Origin of the sequence: Actinobacillus succinogenes 130Z, from assembly GCF_000017245.1 — a bacterium.
Classification (GTDB): Bacteria; Pseudomonadota; Gammaproteobacteria; order Enterobacterales; family Pasteurellaceae; genus Exercitatus; species Exercitatus succinogenes.
The window spans coordinates 1,280,754-1,306,726 of record NC_009655.1; the positions used below are offsets into that span (position 1 = coordinate 1,280,754).

At 47.6% G+C, this 25,973-nt stretch carries 8 protein-coding genes; 7 read left to right on the plus strand and 1 reads right to left on the minus strand.

Annotated elements, in window-relative coordinates; translation table 11 throughout:
- Positions 1-67: 67 nt before the first annotated feature.
- The 3 genes from hrpA to ASUC_RS11000 are packed head-to-tail and all read left to right on the plus strand — an operon-like array spanning position 68 to position 5,173.
- Positions 68-4,006 (plus strand): ATP-dependent RNA helicase HrpA, encoded by a 3,939-nt coding sequence (gene hrpA, locus ASUC_RS06050; protein ID WP_012072894.1) that lies wholly within the window; start codon positions 68-70, stop codon positions 4,004-4,006.
- Entirely contained in the window at positions 4,006-4,596 is a 591-nt protein-coding gene (locus ASUC_RS06055) for a hypothetical protein (protein ID WP_041834626.1), read from the plus strand. Before hrpA ends, ASUC_RS06055 begins: the two co-directional genes overlap by 1 nt.
- Before the next feature lie 31 nt (positions 4,597-4,627).
- Positions 4,628-5,173 (plus strand): transglycosylase domain-containing protein, encoded by a 546-nt coding sequence (locus ASUC_RS11000; protein WP_049752183.1) that lies wholly within the window; start codon positions 4,628-4,630, stop codon positions 5,171-5,173.
- A 284-nt stretch (positions 5,174-5,457) separates the two neighbouring features.
- Here ASUC_RS11000 and ASUC_RS06065 read toward each other — a convergent pair whose 3' ends face one another.
- The gene (locus ASUC_RS06065) at positions 5,458-5,973 is read right to left on the minus strand and encodes a gluconokinase (protein WP_012072896.1); all 516 of its coding nucleotides are present in this window, start codon (positions 5,971-5,973) and stop codon (positions 5,458-5,460) included.
- 225 nt (positions 5,974-6,198) lie between these two features.
- On the opposite strand from ASUC_RS06065, the gene idnD reads away from it, so the two are divergent.
- The 4 genes from idnD (at position 6,199) to ASUC_RS06085 (ending at position 25,780) form a co-directional block, all read left to right on the plus strand.
- Positions 6,199-7,242, plus strand: a complete 1,044-nt coding sequence (gene idnD / locus ASUC_RS06070) for an L-idonate 5-dehydrogenase (protein WP_012072897.1) — start codon at positions 6,199-6,201, stop codon at positions 7,240-7,242.
- Positions 7,243-7,253: 11 nt separating this feature from the next.
- A complete protein-coding gene (gene idnO / locus ASUC_RS06075; protein WP_012072898.1) occupies positions 7,254-8,018 on the plus strand; it encodes a gluconate 5-dehydrogenase in 765 nt (254 codons plus the stop codon).
- Positions 8,019-8,040: 22 nt separating this feature from the next.
- The gene (locus tag ASUC_RS06080; RefSeq protein WP_012072899.1) at positions 8,041-9,390 is read left to right on the plus strand and encodes a GntP family permease; all 1,350 of its coding nucleotides are present in this window, start codon (positions 8,041-8,043) and stop codon (positions 9,388-9,390) included.
- Positions 9,391-10,000: 610 nt separating this feature from the next.
- Entirely contained in the window at positions 10,001-25,780 is a 15,780-nt protein-coding gene (locus ASUC_RS06085; protein WP_012072900.1) for an ESPR-type extended signal peptide-containing protein, read from the plus strand.
- Positions 25,781-25,973: the final 193 nt, after the last annotated feature.

Below are 25,973 nucleotides of genomic sequence, written 5' to 3' on the forward strand. Positions count from 1 at the left end.
TAATTCACCCTTTATTTTATTCAGGCAGGCGGTTCGCCTGTCTTGTTGTATTGATTAATTACGAAATATGAAAAAATATCACCATTCCGTCAAAACGACACCGGTTCAGACCGCACTTTTCAGCAAATTAACCGATATGATGCTTGCGGACAGCCGCCGTCTTGGCGCGCGCATTAAAGGTTTGAACCGTATTAAAAACGAACGGCAGCAACAAGCGGTTGCGGCAGAAATCGACGTTCAAATTCAACAGGCTCAATTGCGTTTGCAACAACGCAAAAGTGCGGTCACAAATCCGATCGTTTTTCCGGAAAGTCTGCCTGTCAGTCAACGCAAAGCGGAAATTCAAAAGCTGATTACGGAAAATCAGGTGGTTGTCATTGCCGGCGAAACCGGTTCGGGCAAAACCACCCAGTTGCCGAAGATGTGTTTGGAATTAGGCTTGGGACAGACAGGCTTAATCGGACACACCCAGCCGCGCCGTATTGCCGCCCGTTCGGTGGCGGCGCGTATTGCGGAAGAAATGCAAACGGAATTAGGCGGAATCGTCGGTTACAAAGTGCGGTTTAACGATCAAATCGGCGACGATACGCAAATCAAGCTGATGACCGACGGGATTTTGCTGGCGGAAATTCAAACCGATCGTTTTCTTAATCAATATGATTGCCTGATTATCGACGAAGCCCACGAACGCAGTTTGAATAACGATTTTATTCTCGGTTATCTGAAACAACTTTTGCCGCGCCGTCCGGATTTAAAAGTCATCATCACATCGGCGACTATCGACGTAGAACGTTTTTCCAAGCATTTTAACAATGCGCCGATTATCGAGGTTTCCGGCAGAACCTATCCGGTGGAAGTGCGTTATCGTCCCGTGGCGGAAACAGAAGAGCAGGATCAGTTGCAAGGCATTTTAAATGCGGTGGACGAACTGCAAGCGGAAGGCCGCGGCGATATTCTGATTTTTTTAAGCGGCGAACGGGAAATCCGCGACACCGCCGAGGCGCTGGAAAAACAGAATTTACGCCATACGGAAATTCTGCCGTTGTATGCCCGTTTGTCTGCGCAGGAACAGAACAAAATTTTTCATCCGAGCGGGCTCAATCGTATTGTGCTTGCCACTAACGTAGCGGAAACCTCGCTTACCGTGCCGGGCATTAAATATGTGATTGATCCGGGCACGGCGCGCATTTCCCGTTACAGCTATCGCACCAAAGTGCAACGGCTGCCGATTGAGCCGATTTCTCAAGCCTCCGCCAATCAGCGAAAAGGGCGTTGCGGTCGTATCAGCGAAGGCATTTGTATCCGCCTGTATTCGGAAGAGGATTTCAACAATCGTCCGGAATTTACCGATCCGGAAATTCTGCGTACTAATCTGGCTTCCGTTATTTTGCAAATGACGTCGCTCGGATTGGATGACATCGAAGCCTTTCCGTTTGTGGACGCGCCGGATAAACGGCATATTCAGGACGGCGTGAAATTATTGGAAGAATTGGGCGCATTTGAATATGTGCAAATCAAATCCCAACGGGACTCTCAAAATTCGTCCCGACAGGTTCGCCGTTTAACGGCACAGGGCAAACAACTGGCTCAACTGCCGGTGGATCCCCGCCTTGCCAAAATGCTGCTAAGTGCGGTCAATTTAGGCTGCGTTTTGGAAGTGATGATTATCGTGGCGGCATTGTCGATTCAGGATCCGCGCGAACGTCCGCAGGAAAAACAGCAGGCGTCCGATGAAAAACACCGTCGTTTTGCCGATAAAAAATCGGATTTCTTAGCGTTTTTAAATCTGTGGAATTACGTACAGCAACAGCAAAAAGCGCTGACTAAAAATCAATTCCGCCGACAATGCCGGAAGGATTTTCTGAATTATCTGCGCATTCGCGAATGGCAGGATATTTATCATCAAATCCGTCTCACCGTGCGTGAAATGGGGCTGCCGATTAATTCCGAAGCGGCGCAATATCAACAAATTCATACCGCACTGTTAAGCGGTTTGCTTTCCCACATCGGTATGAAAGAGGCGGAAAAACAGCAATATCTCGGTGCGCGCAACGCGCATTTTGCCATATTCCCGAATTCGGTGCTTTTCAAAAAACAACCGAAATGGGTGATGGCGGCGGAATTGGTGGAAACTTCCAAACTGTGGGGACGCATGGTGGCGGAAATTGATCCGGAATGGATTGAACCGTTGGCGGAACATTTGGTTAAAAAATCCTATTCGGAACCTCGTTGGTCGAAATCCCGCGGGCAGGTGATTGCCGATGAAAAAGTGAATTTATACGGTGTGCCGATTGTGCAGGGGCGCGCCGTGAATTACAGTACCATTGAACCGCAAACCAGCCGTGCAATTTTTATTCAATCCGCCTTAGTGGAAGGGGATTGGAACACCCGTCATAAATTCTTCTTTGAAAACCAAAAACTGATTCGCGAAGTGGAAGATTTGGAACATAAATCGCGCCGTCGGGATATTTTGGTGGACGACCGCACCCTGTTTGAATTCTATGATGCCCGAATCGGGGCGGATGTGGTGTCGCAAAAGCATTTTGACAGCTGGTGGAAAAGTGCGGTCAAAAAAGAGCCCGAATTGCTCAATTTTGAAAAATCCTTCCTGATGAATGAAGAAGCGGAAACCGTCAGCAAACTGGATTTCCCGAACTGGTGGCACCAGGGCAATTTGAAGTTAAAGCTCACCTATCAATTTGAACCGGGCACCGAGGCGGACGGCGTCACCGTGCATATTCCCTTGCCATTGCTGAATCAGGTGGAAATGACCGGCTTTGAATGGCAGATTCCGGGATTACGTCATGAACTGATAGTGGCATTGATTAAAGCGTTGCCGAAATCGTTGCGCCGTAATTTCGTGCCGGCACCGAATTATGCGGACGCCTTGCTGGCACGGGTTACGGATTTCAATAAACCGCTGGCGGAAACCCTCAGCTACGAATTTCGCCGCATGACGGGCGTAAATGTGGAAACGGACGAATGGAAACTCGACCAAATTCCACCGCACTTACGCATGACATTCCGTGTGATTGACGAAAAAGGCAAGAAAATTGCGGAAAGCATGAATTTAGACGAACTGAAATTCAGCTTAAAAGATCAGGTGCAGCAAAGCATTTCCGCCGTGGCGGACGACGGCATTGAACAGTCAGGCATTCATATTTGGAATTTCGACAATCTGCCGCAAGTGTTTGAACAGAAAAAACAAGGCTTCACCGTAAAAGCCTTCCCGGCGATTACGGATGAAAAAGATGCGGTAGGCATCAAGTTGTTCGAAACGGAATACGAACAAGCCGTTGCTATGCAACAAGGTTTGCGCCGCCTGATTTTGCTTAACGTGCCGTCACCGATTAAATATTTACACGAAAAATTACCGAACAAATCCAAACTGGGCTTATATTTCACCCCGTTCGGCAAAGTGCTGGATTTAATCGACGATTGCATCGCCTGCGGGGTGGATAAACTGATCGCGGATTTCGGCGGTTTTGTGTGGAATGAGCAAGATTTTGCCAAATTGCGTGATTACGTGCGGGAAAACCTCAACGAAATCACTGTGGACATCGCTCAACAAGTGGAACAACTGCTCACGCTCACCTTTGAAATCAACAAACGCCTGAAAGGCAAAATGGATTTTACCATGGCGTTCGCTTTGTCCGACATTAAATCCCAACTGGCGGGCTTAATTTACCCGGGGTTCGTGGAAAAAACCGGCTACGCCCGCCTGCCGGACATCCACCGCTACCTGCAAGCCATCGACAAACGCATGGACAAACTCGCCCAAGACATTAATCGTGATAGAGCCGCCATGCTCCGCGTCGAACAATGTCAACAAGCCTACCAACAACTACTGGCAAAACTCCCCAAATCCAAACCGCTCAGCGAAGACGTGCTGGAAATTCGCTATATGATCGAAGAATTAAGAGTGAGTTTATTTGCCCAGCAGTTAGGAACGAAGTATGTGGTTTCGGATAAGAGGGTGTTGAATAGTATAGGGGAGTGTGCTTAATGTATTTATTTGATCTTTCTTTTTGGAATAGCTTTTTTGCCAATTTTTTTGCTGCATTGTTATTAGCGTTCTTGTTTTTTCTATTGAAAGAAAAAATTTTTAAACTACCTGATATTGCAGGAATATTTTATCTGAAGCAAATTACGTCTGATACAACATATAAGCCCTATAAAGGAATGGAACTTCAATATGTACTCTCTTTAAGATTAGAAGGCAATAAAGTGCGAGGATCAGCAGAAAAAATATATGAAGATTCATCAAAAGGTAAAAAAGTTCCACATATAATTCATTACGAAGGAAAAGATAGAAGCATATGTAATGTAAGGGGAGATATTCAAAAAAGATACCTATCTTTTTATGATATATTGGTTTTTCACTCATTTGAAAGAAATGAGACTCGTAAATCAACAACTTATTATAAAGTTAGAGTGCGTAAAAAATATATTCTTTGTGGCGAATTAGTGTTTTATAAAGGAATTTTTGAATCTACAATAGCAAGCCAAAAAGGAACATTTAATATTGAAAAAAATAAATTTGAGCAAAAAGAACAATCTTATTACGATTTTAGTAAAATGTTTATTATACCTTAACAGTGTTCCTTTACTTATTTTAGGAATAATCTTGCTTAAACTTGATGTTAATGGAATTAAGACAGATTTAGAAAAATTAAAATTATGTGTGTACGATCATTCGAATAAATTTCTTCCCTATCAATTTATTGAATATTTAGTAGCTGCTGAAGATCATAGGTTTAAACTTCATAATGGCGTTGATTTTATTGCTGTTTTAAGAGTTCTTTATATATATTTAAGATATCGAAAATATCAAGGAGCAAGTACAATTGAGCAGCAATTTGTTAGAGTTATAACAGGCAGGTATGAGCGAACTACAAGAAGAAAAATAAGAGAACAGATCCTTGCTTTATTGTTGGTTTATTATATAAAAGATAAGAATTTAATTGCTAAAAGCTATCTTTATGTTGCATTTTATGGTTCAGGATTAAATGGTTTAAGTAGTTTTCTAATCAGGAAAAATATGCATCTTGAATATTTTTCTAACGAAGAAATTATATCTTTAGTTTCAAGACTAAAATATCCAGAGCCACTAGTAAAGTCGATAACTTGGGAAGATAAAATAAAAAATAGAGTTTTTTTATACAAAGAATAGATATGTTAAATATTTAGTATAACATATGAGGGTGCACGTCTCCCTGATAGTGTGCGTCTCCCGACGCGTGCCTTTTTCATAATTTAACTACACCTCAGGAAACGTGCGCTAGCAACATATTAGGTCTAAATGAAAAAAGTGCGGTCAATAAATTATGAGTTTTTTTTTGACTGTTGTTTTTTATTTCCACTGCAATTAATTTTGACCGTAGGGCGGATCCTGTGCCCGCCCCTACGAATCTTAAAAAACATTTTGTTTTCTGACCGCACTTTTCAATGGGAGTTTTACAGATAAGGTTTTAGCGCCTGAACGCAGTTTTCCACCACTTCTTCAAATGTGCCGCTGACATCGATAGGAATGACATCGGTTTCGTCTGCTTGCGGAACTTCCAGCGTATCGAACTGGCTTTTCAGCATTTCTTCTTTCATATAATGCCCTTTACGTCGGCGCATGCGTTCAAGAATTAACTCGAAACTGCCGTGCAGGAACAAAAATTTTACGCTGTCGTTACCGTCGCGGATGAGATCGCGGTATTTTTTCTTCAACGCGGAACACACGATAATGCCCACTTCGCTTTTATGTTCCAGACTGAATGCGGCGTCACGAATGCGTTCCAGCCACGGGCGGCGATCATCGTCGTTTAAGGGATGCCCTTCCCCCATTTTGATAATGTTGGCGCGCGGATGTAAATCGTCGCCGTCGATTAATTTAATCCCCAAACGGCGCGCCACTTCCGTGCCTACCGAGGTTTTCCCTGTGCTGGATACACCCATCAAAATAAAACTTTTACCTTTCGACATGTTTATTTCTCCGTAATTTTTTTATTTACCATAACAAAAAAATATCAATCTGTTACCAGTAACATTTATTTTTGTGATCAATATCACAATAATTTTTTATATTTACCTGCATTATACTTAAATAATCAAAATAATTTGAAGTGGATCACAGTTTTACATTTTGTTAATTTACTCTTTTCATGAAAAAAGATATGTTACTGGTAACAATCAAACAAGGAGAATCTTATGAAACTCGAAACCCTTTCTTGTGTTGTTAACGGCAAAAACGATGTGGATGTCATCACACAACACCTTGATTATGATGAAAACAGTCAGGAACAAACCTTAGTGCAAATCACCCGCGGGGGCATTTGCGGTTCCGATTTGCATTATTACCAGCACGGTAAAGTGGGTAATTTTGAAGTCAAACACCCGATGATTTTAGGCCATGAAGTGATTGGTAAAATCGTGAAAACCAATGATCCGAAATTGTATGCGGGGCAAAAAGTCGCCATCAATCCGAGCAAACCCTGTCAGCAATGCAAATACTGCCTATCCGGCGAAACCAACCAATGCGAAACCATGCGTTTCTTCGGCAGCGCCATGTACAACCCGCACGTGGACGGCGGTTTTACTCAATATAAAATCGTGGATAACGCGCAATGTATCGATTATCCGCAAGAGGCGTCCGATGACGTGATGGCGTTCGCCGAACCTTTAGCCGTCACCATTCATGCGGCAAAACAAGCCGGTGATTTAACCGGTAAAAAAGTCTTTATTTCCGGTGTCGGGCCAATCGGTTGCCTGGTGGTCGCTTCGGTGAAAGCCTTAGGTGCGGCGGAAATCGTGTGTGCGGATATGAGCCGGCGCTGCTTGGATTTAGCCTTAAAAATGGGGGCGACTAAAGCGTTGCATGCCGCCAATGACGATTTCTCCGTTTACGCTGAACACAAGGGATATTTCGACGTATCTTTTGAAGCTTCCGGTCATCCGTCTTCCGTCGAACGCTGTCTTGCGATAACCAAAGCACGCGGCACGCTAATTCAAGTAGGTATGGGCGGGGCGCTTCCGGAATTCAATATGATGACGCTGATCGCCAAAGAAATCAGCTGGAAAGGATCCTTCCGCTTTATCGAAGAATTCAACACCGCCGTAGAATGGCTCAGCACGGGTAAAGTGAATCCGTTACCGTTACTGTCTAAAGTTTTCGATTTCCGGCAACTTGAAGACGCGCTGAACGCGGCCTCAAACAAAGACGAAACGGCAAAAGTCCAACTCAGATTCGAATAAGGAAATACAACATGAGCGATTTATTCTCACTAAAAAACAAACATATTTTAATCACCGGTTCCACCCGCGGCATCGGTCGTTTACTTGCTCAAGGCGTTGCCGAACACGGTGCCGAAGTCATTATCAACGGCACCAATCAGGAAAAAGCGCAACAGGTCGCGGACGAATTAACGGCGCAGGGCTTAAAAGCTTATGCCGTCGCTTTCGACGTAACCGATTCGCAAGCGGTGCAACAAGCGGTCGATCACATTGAAAAAGACATCGGTCCGATCGATGTATTAATCAACAACGCCGGTATTCAGCGTCGTCACCCGTTCTGCGAATTTCCGGAAAAAGATTTCGACGACATCGTAAAAGTCAACCAAAAAGCGGTGTTTATCGTTTCTCAGGCGGTGGCGCGTTACATGGTGAAACGTAATCGGGGCAAAATTATCAACATCGGTTCAATGCAAAGCGAACTGGGGCGCGACACCATCACTCCTTATGCCGCCTCCAAAGGTGCGGTGAAAATGTTAACCCGCGGTATGTGTGTGGAACTCGCCCGTTATAACATTCAGGTAAACGGTATCGCACCGGGTTATTTCGCCACCGAACTCACTCAACCTTTAGTGGAAAACAAAGAATTCAGCGAATGGTTGTGTAAACGGACGCCGGCCGCCCGTTGGGGAGATCCGAAAGAACTGATCGGCGCCGCCGTATTTTTATCCGCCGCAGCTTCCGATTTCGTTAACGGACACTTGCTGTTCGTAGACGGCGGAATGTTAGCCGCAGTATAGTATAAGGAAAGGAGAACATTCCATGTTGATTTTTATTTTAATCGCATCCATTACGCTTCTGCTCATCCTGATTATGAAATTTAAGGTGCATGCGTTTGTCGCCTTGGTTTTAGTGAGCTTTTTGACCGCACTTGCCACCGGTATGCCGGTGAACAAAATCGTGCCGACCCTGCTCGGCGGATTCGGTAGTACCTTAGCAGCGGTTGCCTTGCTGGTAGGTTTGGGCGCGATGATCGGTCGCCTGCTGGAAATTACCGGCGGAGCAAAAGTGCTGGCGGATTCCCTCATCAATAAATTCGGTGAAGAAAGAGCGCCGTTCGCATTGGGCGTCGCCTCATTCCTGTTCGGTTTTCCGATTTTCTTTGATGCCGGTTTAGTGGTGATGTTGCCGATTATCTTCAGTGTGGCGAAACAATTCGGCGGTTCTCTGTTCCGTTATGCCTTCCCGGCCGCCGGTGCCTTCGCCGTCACCCATGCCTTCCTGCCGCCGCATCCGGGCCCGGTTGCCGCCGGTGACATTTTAGGCGCCAACATCGGCTTATTACTGATTGTCGCTTTAATTGTGGCGATTCCTACTTGGTATTTTGCGGCGTATTTATACGGTACGTTCTTAGGTAAAAAATTCCATTTGGATTTACCGAAATCGTTCCTGAACTCCGCACCAATCAATGAAACCGCGGTGATGAATCCGCCGAGTTTCCGCAAAGTATTATTCATTTTACTATTGCCGTTATTCCTCATTATGCTGGACACGGTATTAAATACCTTAGCCGTAATGAAAATCGTCGACGGTTCCGCACTATGGGTGGAAAGCTTACGGTTACTGGGTAAAACGCCGATCGCCTTGCTGATTACTTTGCTTGTCACCATTGTCTTGCTGAAAGAACAACGCAGCGTAGAACAAATCGAAAAAATCTGTGACAACGCTTTAGGTCCGATTTGTTCCATCGTGTTAGTCACCGGTGCGGGCGGGATGTTCGGCGGCGTTTTACGTGCCAGCGGTATCGGCGATGTGTTAGCGGAAATGTTGTCCGACACCGGTATGCCGGTGATTGTCGCCGCCTTCCTGATTTCCACCGCGTTACGGGTGGCGCAAGGTTCGGCAACGGTGGCCATTACCACCACATCCGCCTTAGTGGCGCCGATGGTAGCGGCTTCAACGGGATTAAGCGAATTCGATTTATGTTTTATCGTGATTTCCATCGCCTCCGGCGCCACCGTATTGGCTCACGTGAACGACAGCGGCTTCTGGCTGGTCAGCCGTTTCCTGGAAATCGACACCAAAACCATGTTCAAAACCTGGACGGTGCAGGAAACCTTAATCGGCTTGGTCGGTTTCGGCATTTCTTTGGTCGGTTCGATTATTCTGTAGAATCATTATTTTTAATTAATTAAGTGCGGTCAAAAATCATTGAGTTTTTGACCGCACTTTTTGATCCGTTCATTTTTTTGCTTGTGCAAAGAAAACTAACCAAAAGAACCCCTGACTTCGACGCTTTTCTTCGCTTGGTTGAAATTTTCTTCACGGAAAATAAGCAAACTCGCTTCGCTCAAACAAACTTATTTTCCTGAAAATTTCAAGCCGCTCAGGCGTCTCAAACGGGGAAATACCAATCTAATAAAAAACATCCGAATTTTTCGCCCGCGCCTTCGCAAGTTACATTGACAAAAATCGTCCGTCGTGAAACTTTTCGAAGGAGAAAAATTTACTTGATTTTACAATTTAACAAAAAAATCGGTAAAAAATTAACCGCACTTTTCCCCCTTGAAGCCTTGTTTTGTCTATATTTTGAGCAATTTATTGATATTGCTTCTCACCTTCGGAAAAAAATTCAAATTTTTTATGATTTTTGTAAATATTTCTTTGCACTTGCAATAAATTAGTTAGATAATTATGTCAATTAGTAGTAATAGCTGTAACTACCATAATTTCCGAGCAAATTTGCGCAGGATATTTTAGGAATTTTTATAAGGGATCCACTATGAATCACATCTATAAAGTCATCTGGAACAAAACCACTCAATCTTTAGTTGTTGTCTCTGAATTATGTAAAGCAAAAGGCAAAACCAAAAGCCGTACTTCCGGGCTTAATGTCGGTAAGTTAGTTAATTCGCATCTTATCGCGTTGTCTCTTATTACCTCCGGCGCGGCAATATTGGGCGGTACGCTCTATGCGCCCGAAGCATGGGCGACCAGTAACAATTATAAAGGTATTTCCATCGGTTATATTTCTAACGGATACGTTATCGAAACTAATGCCGCTGCAAATGCGAGCTATTATGGTCGGAACGATAGCGGAACATTAATTGTAAGTTATCGTAACCCCGGCAGTTTGTCTTATGAAAATGCAAGCAGTGCCAATACCAATAATGATGATTACTCAAGTTATCGGACGTGGGGCGTCGCTATTGGTAACGGTTCTAATGCGATTAGTTATGATAGTACCCGTGATTTATATTTTTCGAACGGGATTGCGATAGGCGATCTGTCTACTGCTACGGGCGGTTCATCCGTTTCCATCGGCGGACTATCGAAAGCTACGGGACAAAGTTCAATGGCGTTGGGTATTGCGTCTTATGCGTCAGGATTTAATTCTCTTGCCATGATGCGAAATTCGGCGGCGGTCGGTAATTATTCGGCCGCCATCGGTACGACGGCTTGGGCGAACGGTACCGGTTCGGTTGCGATGGGGGCTTCGGCAACGGCAAAAGGGCATTCATCTATCGCTATCGGCAGCACGGAATTAGAAACCCGCACGGTTTATTCTTCGGGAACTTCAACCGATGCTTTAACTTATAACGGTGATACTAATACCCAAAGTATCGGTGATCGTTCTATTGCTATCGGGACAGCGGCGAAAACAAACGGTGATGATTCATTATCGCTTGGCTCTAATGCGACTACAGGTAATTTTACTACGTCAAGCGGCAATACTACGGCAGTTGTCGACCAGGCGGCTAAGCATGCTATAGCGATCGGTTCGAATGCGCATGCGATGGGGGTTTCTTCGTTTGCTATCGGTGGCGACTCAACGGCAAAAAATGATAAAGCGGTTGCTTTCGGTGTAAATTCTACTGCGACAGGAGAAGGATCCATCGCATTCGGTACGGATACGGTGAGTAACGGAAGTAATGCCGTTGCAATCGGCTTATCCGCAAATTCGACCGGACAAGACGTAACGGCTATCGGTTCTAACGCTCAGGCGGCGGGTGACAGAACCAGCGCTATCGGGGCAAATGCAATCGCTTCCGGCACAGGGGCTTCCGCGGTGGGTGCCAATGCACAAGCAACCGGTGAGGAAGCCGCCGCTGTAGGTGGAAATGCTCGGGCTTTGGGTGCATATGATGTCGCTGTAGGCGGAACGGCCAAAACGGCGGAAAACCACTCAAATCAAATTGCTATCGGCTACAATGCCGAAACTTCCGGTGATATGGCCGTGGCTATCGGTGAGGGTTCCCGGGCTACGGCAAATGAGACAATGGCTTTCGGTCGGGCGGCTAATGCCAGTGTTAGCGGCGCCATTGCATTTGGTTTACAGTCAACGGCGAACGGCACCGGCGCACTTGCTTTTGGTCAGAATACAATTTCTTCAGGTGTGAATTCTATCGCACTGGGTGCTACTGCCAATGCAACGACTGATGGTGCAATCGCTATCGGTGATGACTCTCAGGCGACGAATAGTGATACCTTAGCTCTGGGGAAAAATACCCGTGCAAAAGGTGAGCAGAGTACTGCTGTCGGTAATTCCGCTCAGGCTTTACAAAATTCTTCCACTGCACTCGGCAATAATGCCAATGCCAGTGCGGTATTTAGTACGGCGTTAGGAACGGGTACTAAAGCTTCAAACAATGCCTCTACTGCATTGGGTAACGATGCTAACGCGTCCGGTTTTTCCGCCTTTGCCGCAAGTCTTAATGCAAGCGCTTCAGGTTACGCGGCTAATGCCATCGGCTTTAACGCCGTATCTTCCAACCAGAGTACGATAGCTTTCGGTACCAACAGTACGGCAGCGGGCGAACGTTCTATTTCGCTGGGATATAACACGACTACGACTTTCCAGGATTCCGTTGCAATGGGTACCAACGCCAGTGCAGTCGGTAGCGCCGCTGTCGCTATCGGTGCGGAATCGGTGGCAAAAAATGATGATCCGGGTAAAACAAACGGAGCAACGGCAATCGGTTCGAAAGCTAATGCTACGGGTAATCAGTCTGTCGCTATCGGAGCGGCATCTAAATCCGGCGAACAGGCAACGGCAATCGGTAACGATGCCAATGCTTACGGATTCGGTTCAATCGTTATCGGCGGTGACGATTCCGGTTCAAGTATTAATAATGATCCTTATGCTTCAGGTTCGCCATATGGATTTATCGATACAAAAGAAGTTTATCGTCGTTCTGTTGCAACAGGTGTTGCCGCCGTTGCCGTTGGTGTACACGCGCAATCATTAAGTAACGGTTCTACTGCAATCGGTGTACTTGCTACTGCCGGTGATGAAACGGACACGGCAACAAACGTAGAGACAGCTACGGCGGCGACGGAAGCCACCGCCATCGGTGCGTTAGCGCGCGCCAGAAATCTTCGTTCTACCGCAATCGGTTATCAAGCGACATCTTTGGGCGATCATGGAAGTGCCATCGGTTCTAATGCTACGGCAAACTCAGCAGATTCCATGGCAATGGGGTCAAATTCTACGGCGACAGGAGAAGGATCTTTAGCTGCCGGTTTCAATGCGACCACTGAAGGTTTAAATGCCCTTGCCATTGGTAGCAGCGCACAGGCATTGGCAGAAAATGCCATCTCGATCGGTACGGGCAATATCGTAACGGGTAAAAATTCAGGGGCGATCGGTGATCCGACAACAATTTCAGGTGAAGGATCTTACAGTTTAGGTAACAACAATACGATTCCTGATGATAATTCAACTGTTATCGGTAATAATAACGTGTTGTCTCAAGGTGATGGCGGCGCCAGCACATCTGACGGTTCTCATGTTATGGGTAACGATATTAAGGTGCGTGGCACTAATTCTACCGCTATCGGTAACGGAGCAGTGGTTGGCGATGCTTTGTATGAAACAGGTGAAGTTTCAACTAATGCAACTGCTATCGGTACGTCGTCAAAAGCAAACGGTGTAAATACCTTAGCGATTGGTACAGGTGCAACGGCTTACCGCACTAATAATACGGCGATTGGTACGGGTGCAAATGTTGAACGTTCTGCCGGTACGGATAACATTGCTTTCGGTTCAAACACTAATGTAACCCGCGGTAGTAACAACGTCGTTATCGGTAAAGATTCAAAATCAGATTCGTCGAATGGTTCTTCTATTGCGTTGGGTAACAATGCTTCAGTCGGTTCCAGTGTCTCGGCTAACGGTTATGCCATCGGTACGAATGCGGTTGTAAATTCAACAAACGGCGGTATTGCATTCGGTACCAATGCCTCTATTACAAATTCCGATGGCGGCGGAGCTTCCGTTGCAATTGGTGAAAATGCAAGCGCAACGGGCACAAGCTCAATTTCCATCGGTTACAATGCCAATACAAGCAGTAGTCAAAAAGATTCTATCGCTATCGGTACGAATGCGACCACAACAGGACTTGATAATATAGCGATCGGTAAAAGCGCTTCTGCAAGCGGTAGTCAGGCAAAACAAATCGTTATCGGTTCAAACGCTTCTGCAACTTCTACCAGCCAATATAGTTCGGTGATGGGATCTGACGCAACGGCTTCACGTGAATATTCCACCGTTCTCGGTGCGAATGCGAGTTCCTCCGTAGACGGTGCCGTAGCATTAGGTGCGAATAGTATTTCAAATCGGGGAGCCGGCGGTTCGGCAACCGGTCATGCTTCAACTACGACTCCATATATTCCGGAAACGGCAAATGCAACGCAATCAGACGCAATTAATGCGACCATTGCCAATACAGGGGCTGTCAGTGTCGGTTCCGACACCGTTAAGCGTCAAATTATTAATGTTGCCGCCGGTTCGGAAGACTCCGATGCGGTGAACGTTGCGCAATTAAAAGCGGCAATCAGTGACGTAAATACTTCATGGAATATTCAGGAAAACGGCACGCAAAAAGATGTGGTTAATGCCGGTGATAACGTAAGTTTCGCCGACGGTACCGGTACCACGGCAAATGTTTCTGTGGATTCGACGGAAAATACCTCAACCGTAACTTATTCCGTAAATCAATCCGACCTTACAGTAGCTTCCGACGGCACCGTAAGTGCGGTCGAAAATGGCAATAATTTTGCAACGGCGGAACAAGTTGCGAAAGCAATTAATGATTCCGAAAAAACTACCACCGTAAACAGCACGAACGGTACGATCGTTGCAACCGCAAATACAACCGGCACGGTAACCAATTACGATCTTGATCTTTCTCAAAGTACGAAAGACGACATCCAGCAAGGTGTGGACGCCAACACCACAGTGAGCAAAGGCTTCGACATCAATGGGGATAATAACGCGCCGGACAACGTTCAGTTGGGCGAAACCGTCGACTTCAAGGGTGACAGTAACATTATCACAACAGTAAGCGATAATGCGATTGCGTTTGCGTTGAACAGCAGTATTGCGGTAGAGAACGTAACGGTGAACGACACTTTCAAAGCGGGCGACGTGACCATTAACAACAGCGGTATCGATGCGGGCAACACGACCATCACCAACGTGGCGAACGGTACCAATGCCAGCGACGCGGTGAACTTAAGCCAGTTAAACGCCAGCAAAGTAAGCGTTGAGGAAGGCAATAACGTCAACATCACTTCGACGACCGATGCGAACGGCACGGTGTATACGGTGAACGCGAACGCCTCGACGGTAAGCAACGGTTCGGACAAAGTAACGGTGACACCGACGGATAAAGGCAATAATGTAACCGATTATGCGGTGGACTTAAGCGACGCAGCGAAAGATTCATTGGATAAAGCGGACAGCGCGTTACAGAATCTGACCACCAGTGCAGACGGAAATAAGGCCCAGACCTTAGATAAAGACAACACCAATGCGAACTTTATTTCGGGCGACAATATTAAGCTGACAGCGTCGGCGGACGGCATTACGGTGGCGACCGCGGATGACGTGACGTTCAACAACGTAACGGTGAACGACACCTTCAAAGCGGGTGACGTAACCATCAACAACAGCGGTATCGACGCGGGCAACCACACCATCACTAATGTGGCGAACGGCACGCAAGACAGCGATGCGGTAAACTTAAGCCAGTTAAACGCAACGAATGCGAACGTGGCGAACAATACGCAGAATATTACTAATAATGCCAACAACATTACCAACAATACCAATACCATCAACAAAGGTATCAACTTCGGTAACGGCACCAGTGCGAACAACTTCGCTCTGGGCGACATCATCAACGTGACTTCGGACAGCAATTTGGTGGTCAGCACGGTGACGGACGGGGTGAAACTGACGTTGGCGGACAGCATTACGGTGGGTAATGTAACGGTGAACGACACTTTCAAAGCGGGCGACGTGACCATTAACAACAGCGGTATCGATGCGGGCAACACGACCATCACCAACGTGGCGAACGGCACCAATGCCGGCGACGCGGTGAACTTAAGTCAGTTAAACGCCAGCAAAGTAAGCGTTGAGGAAGGCAATAACGTCAACATCACTTCGACGACCGATGCGAACGGCACGGTTTACACGGTGAACGCGAACGCCTCGACGGTAAGCAACGGTTCGGACAAAGTAACGGTGACACCGACGGATAAAGGCAATAATGTAACCGATTATGCGGTGGACTTAAGCGACGCAGCGAAAGATTCGTTGGATAAAGCGGACAGCGCGTTACAGAATCTGACCACCAGTGCGGACGGAAATAAGGCCCAGACCTTAGATAAAGACAACACCAATGCGAACTTTATTTCGGGCGACAATATTAAGCTGACGGCGTCGGCGGACGGCATTACGGTGGCGACCGCGGATGACGTGACGTTCAACAACGTAACGGTGAACGACACCTTCAAAGCGGGTGACGTGACCATCAACAACAGCGGTATCGACGCGGGCAACCACACCATCACTAATGTGGCGAACGGCACCAATGCGACGGATGCGGTGAACCTGAGTCAATTGGAAAAATATATCGGAGACAACTCCTATAACTGGAATCTGTCCGACGGTACGAATAGCAATCCGGTACCGGATGACGGTACGGTAGCGATCACCGGTTCGGCAAATGGCGACAGTGCAAATACAACGGGCATAGTGACCGGCCTTGACGGCACCAACGTATCCGTAGACTTGAGTGACAAAGCGAAAGAGGACATCCAACAAGGTGTGGACGCCAACACCACAGTGAGCAAAGGCTTCGACATCAATGGGGATAATAACGCGCCGGACAACGTTCAGTTGGGCGAAACCGTCGACTTCAAGGGTGACAGCAACATTATCACAACAGTAAGCGATAATGCGATTGCGTTTGCGTTGAACAGCAGTATTGCGGTAGAGAACGTAACGGTGAACGACACTTTCAAAGCGGGTGACGTGACCATCAACAACAGCGGTATTGATGCGGGCAACACGACCATCACTAACGTGGCGAACGGTACCAATGCCGGCGACGCGGTGAACTTAAGTCAGTTAAACGCCAGCAAAGTAAGCGTTGAGGAAGGCAATAACGTCAACATCACTTCGACGACCGATGCGAACGGCACGGTGTATACGGTGAACGCGAACGCCTCGACGGTAAGCAACGGTTCGGACAAAGTAACGGTGACACCGACGGATAAAGGCAATAATGTAACCGATTATGCGGTGGACTTAAGCGACGCAGCGAAAGATTCATTGGATAAAGCGGACAGCGCGTTACAGAATCTGACCACCAGTGCAGACGGAAATAAGGCCCAGACCTTAGATAAAGACAACACCAATGCGAACTTTATTTCGGGCGACAATATTAAGCTGACAGCGTCGGCGGACGGCATTACGGTGGCGACCGCGGATGACGTGACGTTCAACAACGTAACGGTGAACGACACCTTCAAAGCGGGTGACGTAACCATCAACAACAGCGGTATCGATGCGGGTAACCATACCATCACTAATGTGGCGAACGGCACGCAAGACAGCGATGCGGTAAACTTAAGCCAGTTAAACGCAACGAATGCGAACGTGGCGAACAATACGCAGAATATTACTAATAATGCCAACAACATTACCAATAATACCAATGCGATTGCCAACAACACGCAGAACATTACCAACAATACCAATACCATCAACAAAGGTATCAACTTCGGTAACGGCACCAGTGCGAACAACTTCGCTCTGGGCGACACCATCAACGTGACTTCGGACAGCAATCTGGTGGTCAGCACGGTGACGGACGGGGTGAAACTGACGTTGGCGGACAGCATTACGGTGGGTAATGTAACGGTGAACGACACCTTCAAAGCGGGTGACGTGACCATCAACAACAGCGGTATCGATGCGGGTAACCATACCATCACTAATGTGGCGAACGGCACGCAAGACAGCGATGCGGTAAACTTAAGCCAGTTAAACGCCAGCAAAGTAAGCGTTGAGGAAGGCAATAACGTCAACATCACCTCGACGACCGATGCGAACGGCACGGTGTATACGGTGAACGCGAACGCCTCGACGGTAAGCAACGGTTCGGACAAAGTGACGGTGACACCGACAGATAAAGGTAATAATGTAACCGATTATGCGGTGGACTTAAGCGACGCAGCGAAAGATTCGTTGGATAAAGCGGACAGCGCGTTACAAAGCTGGACGGCACAGGTGAACGGAGCGGATGCGAAAGTTGTAAATCAAACCAGCAGTACGGTGGACTTTATTGACGGTAGCAATATCAACATCACCAATGAAGGCGGCAAGATTAAAGTATCGACCGCCAATGAGGTGACGTTCAACAACGTAACGGTGAACGACACCTTCAAAGCGGGTGACGTGACCATCAACAACAGCGGTATCGATGCGGGCAACACGACCATCACCAACGTGGCGAACGGCACCAATGCGACGGATGCGGTGAACCTGAGTCAATTGGAAAAATATATCGGCGACAACTCCTATAACTGGAATCTGTCCGACGGTACGAATAGCAATCCGGTACCGGATGACGGTACGGTAGCGATCACCGGTTCGGCAAATGGCGACAGTGCAAATACAACGGGCATAGTGACCGGCCTTGACGGCACCAACGTATCCGTAGACTTGAGTGACAAAGCGAAAGAGGACATCCAACAAGGTGTGGACGCCAACACCACAGTGAGCAAAGGCTTCGACATCAATGGGGATAATAACGCGCCGGATAACGTTCAGTTGGGCGAAACCGTCGACTTCAAGGGCGACAGTAACATTATCACAACAGTAAGCGATAATGCGATTGCGTTTGCGTTGAACAGCAGTATTGCGGTAGAGAACGTAACGGTGAACGACACCTTCAAAGCGGGTGACGTAACCATCAACAACAGCGGTATCGACGCGGGCAACCACACCATCACTAATGTGGCGAACGGCACCAATGCGACGGATGCGGTGAATGTGGCACAATTAGAAGCAAATACTACCCGTTACTATTCTGTGAACTCAAATGTTTCAGGTAACCGTAATAATGACGGTGCAACCGGTGCGAATGCTATGGCAGCCGGGGCAAATGCAGCGGCTTCCGGTGAAAATGCAACGGCAATCGGTTATGGAACAAAAGCAAATAGTGCAGCTGCTGTTGCGATTGGTAGTAATGCAAATGCTACATCAAGTAAAGGCGATAGCGTGATTGCTATCGGTAATAATGCTCAATCGACCGGTTCTTATACTATTGCCATAGGTACGAATTCCGTAGCGAATCATACTTGGTCAATGGCGATGGGGATTAATGCTAAAGCCATTGACGATTATGCGACTGCTTTAGGCTCCAGTGCGCAAGCAACTTCACAATGGGCGACAGCGCTTGGTGCGGGTGCAAATGCAACTGAATCGGCAGCTACGGCTGTGGGTTCGAATGCATCAGCTTCGGCTGATGGCGCTACTGTCATCGGTTACAGTTCAAGCGTGACCGGAGCTAATACAACAGCATTAGGTAACCATATTAATGTGAATACTGCAGGTTCTGTAGTATTAGGTAACAGCTCGGCAGCTGCAGAGGCGACTACCGAAACAACGGCTACGGTTAACAATTTAACCTATTCGGGTTTTGCAGGCGCTGATAATATTGCAACGGGTGACTATGTAAGTATTGGTTCTGCAGGACAAGAGCGTCAAATCAAAAATGTGGCGCCGGGTAATATTTCTGCGACTTCAACCGATGCAATCAATGGTAGCCAGCTTCATGCAACTAACCAAGTGTTAGGTAATGTAACGGATTCTGTCGTAAATAACTTCGGTGGTAATGCGGCGGTTGATCAAAACGGTAATATTACATTTACTGACATCGGCGGCACAGGTGAAACCACAATTCACGATGCAATTAAAAATGTTTCTGATGTAGCGAATACCGGTTGGAACGTTCAAACCAACGGGGACACTGCAACTAAAGTGGCGCCGGGGGATACCGTACAATTTAAAGACGGTAAGAACATCAACATTACTCGTACAGATAAAGATATCACAGTGGCGACGGCTGATGATGTGGATTTCAACAGTGTTAACACAAGCACGTTAACGGCAGGTCCTGTAACGATCAATAATAATGGTATTGATGCAGGTGATACGAAAATCACTAATGTTTCTAAAGGTACGGAAGATAGTGATGCGGTAAACTTCGCTCAGTTGAAAGACTATGTAGGTGACAATTCCTATAACTGGAATTTGTCCGACGGTACGAATAGCAATCCGGTACCGGATGACGGTACGGTAGCGATCACCGGTTCGGCAAATGGCGACAGTGCAAATACAACGGGCATAGTGACCGCCCTTGACGGCACCAACGTATCCGTAGACTTAAGCGATAAAGCGAAAGATTCGTTGGATAAAGCGGATACTGCAATCCAAACGTTAACCACCAGTGCGGACGGTGTGGTCGCGCAAACCCTGAGCAAAGATGACAATAATGCGAACTTTACTTCCGGTAAAAACATCGTATTAACGCCGTCGGCGACAGGCATCGCCATTGCCACGGCGGATAACGTCACGTTCGATACCGTGAACGCCACCACCTTCAATGCGGGTGACGTAGTGATCAACCAGGACGGCATCAATGCGGGCAACCACACGATCACTAATGTAGCGCCGGGCGTGAACGGTACGGATGCGGTGAATGTAGACCAGTTGAGAGAAGTTAATGCGACGGCGAATGCCGGTTGGAACTTAACGACAAACGGTCAAAACAGTTCGAACGTAGCGCCGAATGCAACCGTAGATTTAGCGAATACGGACGGCAACATCAATATCACTAACGACGGCACCAACGTGACCTTCGGTCTGAACAGCAACTTAACGGTAGGCGGTAAAGACGGCAAAGACGGTCAAATCGGCGTGAAAGGCGCGGACGGCAAGGACGGCATTACCATTACTCCGGACACCATCGTATTTAACGGTGTAAACGGAAAAGACGGTGTAGACGGACAATCCGCAATCAGTGTGAACGGCGTAGACGGAAAAGACGGAGTAAACGGTACCACCATTACGCGTATCGAATACACCGATCCGAATACCAATACGACACAAACCGTAGCGACGCTGGAAGACGGCTTGAAATTCACCGGTAACAACAACGGCACCGTGAATAGCCATACGTTAAACAGCTTAGTGAATATCGTGGGTGAAGGGGTAAGTGCGGAGGCTGCGGCGAACTTCACAAGCGCGGCCGGCAATATCAACGTGGTAGCGGACGGTACGGATACGTTAACCGTTCAGCTAGCGAAAGAGTTGACTAACCTGACCAGCGCAGTATTCGGTGGCGATACCACCATTAACGGTGAAGGCGTGACTATCAGCAACGGTACGGCGGGCAGCGATGTCAGCTTAACCAAAGAGGGTTTAGATAACGGTAACAATACCATCACCAACGTAGCGACGGGCGTGAACGGTACGGATGCGGTGAACGTCGATCAGTTAACTCAAACTATCACGGACAACGCTTACAACTGGCACATCTCGGACGGCACAAACACAACGGATGTACCGGATGACGGCACCGTTGCGGTGAAAGGTTCGGCGAATGCGGACAGCGCCAACGTATCCGGTATCGTCACTACATTAGACGGCACCGACGTCTCGGTAGACTTAAGCGATAAAGCGAAAGATTCGTTGGATAAAGCGGATACTGCAATCCAAACGTTAACCACCAGTGCGGACGGTGTGGTCGCGCAAACCCTGAACAAAGATGATAATAATGCGAACTTTACTTCCGGTAAAAATATCGTATTAACGCCGTCGGCGACAGGCATCGCCATTGCCACGGCGGATAACGTCACGTTCGATACCGTGAACGCCACCACCTTCAATGCGGGTGACGTAGTGATCAACCAGGACGGCATCAATGCGGGCAACCACACGATCACTAATGTAGCGCCGGGCGTGAACGGTACGGATGCGGTGAATGTAGACCAGTTGAGAGAAGTTAATGCGACGGCGAATGCCGGTTGGAACTTAACGACAAACGGTCAAAACAGTTCAAACGTAGCGCCGAATGCAACCGTAGATTTAGCGAATACGGACGGCAACATCAATATCACTAACGACGGCAACAACGTGACCTTCGGTCTGAACAGCAACTTAACGGTAGGCGGTAAAGACGGCAAAGACGGTCAAATCGGCGTGAAAGGCGCGGACGGCAAGGACGGCATTACCATTACCAAAGATGCGATTGTATATCACGGGGTAGATGGCGCGGACGGCACTTCATCGATCGGTGTGAACGGTAAAGACGGTAAAGCGGGCGTAGATGGAACGAATATTACCCGTATCGAATATACCGATCCGAACGGTACGAACCACACCGTAGCGACGCTGGAAGACGGCTTGAAATTCACCGGTAACAACAACGGCACCGTGAATAGCCATACGTTAAACAGCTTAGTAAATATCGTGGGTGAAGGGGTAAGTGCGGAGGCTGCGGCGAACTTCACAAGCGCGGCCGGCAATATCAACGTGGTAGCGGACGGTACGGATACGTTAACCGTTCAGCTAGCGAAAGAGTTGACTAACCTGACCAGCGCAGTATTCGGTGGCGATACCACCATTAACGGTGAAGGCGTGACTATCAGCAACGGTACGGCGGGCAGTGATGTCAGCTTAACCAAAGAAGGTTTAGATAACGGTAACAATACCATCACCAACGTAGCGACGGGTGTGAACGGTACGGATGCGGTGAACGTCGATCAGTTAACTCAAACTATCACGGACAACGCTTACAACTGGCACATCTCGAACGGCACAAACACAACGGATGTACCGGATGACGGCACCGTTGCGGTGAAAGGTTCGGCGAATGCGGACAGCGCCAACGTATCCGGTATCGTCACTACATTAGACGGCACCGACGTATCCGTAGACTTAAGCGATAAAGCGAAAGATTCGTTGGATAAAGCGGATACTGCAATCCAAACGTTAACCACCAGTGCGGACGGTGTGGTCGCGCAAACCCTGAACAAAGATGATAATAATGCGAACTTTACTTCCGGTAAAAACATCGTATTAACGCCGTCGGCGACAGGCATCGCCATTGCCACGGCGGATAACGTCACGTTCGATACCGTGAACGCCACCACCTTCAATGCGGGTGACGTAGTGATCAACCAGGACGGCATCAATGCGGGCAACCACACGATCACTAATGTAGCGGCGGGCGTGAACGGTACGGATGCTGTGAATGTAGACCAGTTGAGAGAAGTTAATGCGACGGCGAATGCCGGTTGGAACTTAACGACAAACGGTCAAAACAGTTCGAACGTAGCGCCGAATGCAACCGTAGATTTAGCGAATACGGACGGCAACATCAATATCACTAACGACGGCACCAACGTGACCTTTGATCTGAACAGTAACCTGACGGTAGGCGGTAAAGACGGCAAAGACGGTCAAATCGGTGCAATGGGTGCGAACGGTACGGGCGTGGTATTAAACGGAAAAGACGGCACAATCGGTATCGACGGTAAAGACGGTACCAACGGCACCGTAACCTTGGCACAAGGACCAGCCGGCGTAGACGGTGTAAACGGAACGGATCGTATCGTATACGAAACGCCGAACGGCACCTCAACGGTAGCGACATTAGATGACGGTTTAATCTTTGCGGGTAACAACAATGATACATTGAACCGCCATAAACTGAATACTCAAGTGAATATCGTAGGCGAAGGCGTAGATAAAGATACGTCGGCGAACTTCACAAGCGCGGCCGGCAATATCAACGTGGTAGCGGACGGTAACAGCACGTTAGTGGTTCAATTGGCGCAAGACTTGGTGAACTTAACCAGTGCGACCTTTACCAACGGTACCACCAACACGGTAGTGAACGGTAACGGTGTCACCATTAACGGCGGAGATAACGGTACGGTCAGCTTGACCGACACCGGCTTAAATAACGGTAACAACACGATTACCAATGTGGCGGCAGGTCAAAACGGTACCGATGCGGTGAACGTAGACCAGTTGAGAGAAGTTAATGCGACGGCGAATGCCGGTTGGAACTTAACGACAAACGGTCAAAACAGTTCGAACGTAGCGCCGAATGCAACCGTAGATTTAGCGAATACGGACGGCAACATCAATATCACTAACGACGGCACCAACGTGACCTTCGGTCTGAACAGCAACTTAACGGTAGGCGGTAAAGACGGCAAAGACGGTCAAATCGGCGTGAAAGGCGCGGACGGCAAGGACGGCATTACCATTACCAAAGATGCGATTGTATATCACGGGGTAGATGGCGCGGACGGCACTTCATCGATCGGTGTGAACGGTAAAGACGGTAAAGCGGGCGTAGATGGAACGAATATTACCCGTATCGAATATACCGATCCGAACGGTACGAACCACACCGTAGCGACGCTGGAAGACGGCTTGAAATTCACCGGTAACAACAACGGCACCGTGAATAACCATACGTTAAACAGCTTAGTAAATATCGTGGGTGAAGGGGTAAGTGCGGAGGCTGCGGCGAACTTCACAAGCGCGGCCGGTAATATTAACGTGGTAGCGGACGGTACGGATACGTTAACGATTCAGTTAGCTCAAAATCTGACTAACTTAACTGGTGCGGCATTTACTAACGGTACAACTAATACTGTCGTGATTGACGGAACCACCGGTAAAGTGATTACAGGTAATGTATCAATCAGTAAAGACGGCTTAGATAATGGCGGTAACAAAATTATCAATGTGGCGGCGGGTACTAATGATACCGACGCAGTTAATGTAAGCCAATTGAACGCAAGTACCGCAGCGAATGCATGGAAGATCACTGGTAATAATGATGATGCCAATGCGACAATTGTGGGTAATCAAACTGTAAGCTTCAACAACGGTAGCAATACTGTTGCGGTTGTAAACGGTACGAATGTGACCTTCGACTTGGCTGACAATATTGCGTTAACTAATAACGGTTCTATGACCATCGGTTCAACGGTAATTACTAACGGTAATATCAAAGTCGGTGATAATGTCACTGTAACGGATACCGGCTTCACAGCAGGTAATGTATCCGTTACAACCAGCGGTATTAATGCGGGCGGTAACACCATTACCAATGTAGCGCCGGGTGTGAACGGTACCGATGCGGTGAACGTCGATCAGTTAAATGCTGTAAATGCGACGGCGAACGCCGGTTGGAACTTAACTGCGAACGGTAATAATAGCTCGAATGTGAAACCGAACGATACCGTAGATTTAGCGAATAAAGACGGTAACGTCAATATTACTAAAGACGGCAGCAACGTAACCTTTGATTTAAGCGATACGTTGAATATCGGTAGCGGCGCCAATACTGTGGTGATTGACGGAACAACCGGTAAAGTCAGCACCGGTGATGCGTCCATCAGTAAAGACGGTATCAGCGCGGGTAATCAAACAATTACCAACGTTGCGGCGGGTACAAACGGTACGGATGCGGTGAATGTCGATCAATTGCGTGAATACACTGCGAATGTAGCGACTCAACCGTTAACTTTCGCAGGCGACACTGGTACGCCTTCAGAAAGAAAACTGGGTTCTACCGTCACAGTTAAAGGCGGTGTGACCGATACGGCGAAATTAACCGATAACAATATCGGTGTGGTTTCCGACGGTCAAGGTACGCTGAATGTGAAACTGGCGAAGGATCTGAGCGGTTTGAACAGCGTAACCATCAGCAACGGTTCCGCCTCAACTAAATTGACAACCGTTACCAAAACGAATGTGGAAGGTAAAGAAGCTTCAGCCTTGGATGTCGGCGGTAATCAAATTACCAACGTCGCACCGGGTGAAGTATCGAAAAACTCTACCGATGCGGTTAACGGTAGCCAATTACATGCAACCAACCAACAGGTGATTCGTAACGCAAATGCGATTAACCAGGTTGCCGGTAAGGTTCACAGCGTAGACCGTAAATTACGTGCGGGGGTTGCGGGTGCCTTGGCATCGGGCGGTTTATACCATGCAACGTCGCCGGGTAAATCCATGGTGGCGGCCGGTGCGGGTACATACCGTGGTGAAAGTGCGATTGCAGTGGGTTACTCCCGCTTGTCGGATAACGGCAAACTCGGTGTGAAATTCTCTGTGAACAGCAACACCCGCGGTGATGCCGGCGCGGCGGCAAGTATAGGCTATCAATGGTAGTGAAACACTGAAATCTTAAGCCAAAAGTGCGGTCAAATTTGACCGCACTTTTTCTGTTTAGGGTTTTGTGGTAATGTACGCTCCCTTTATTAAAATATCTAAACTATCCGGAAGAGCTATAATTTCTTTCTAATCGAAGCGACACATTGGCTTGTACTTAATATGTCGTAAAACTATCATCCTAAGGATTAAC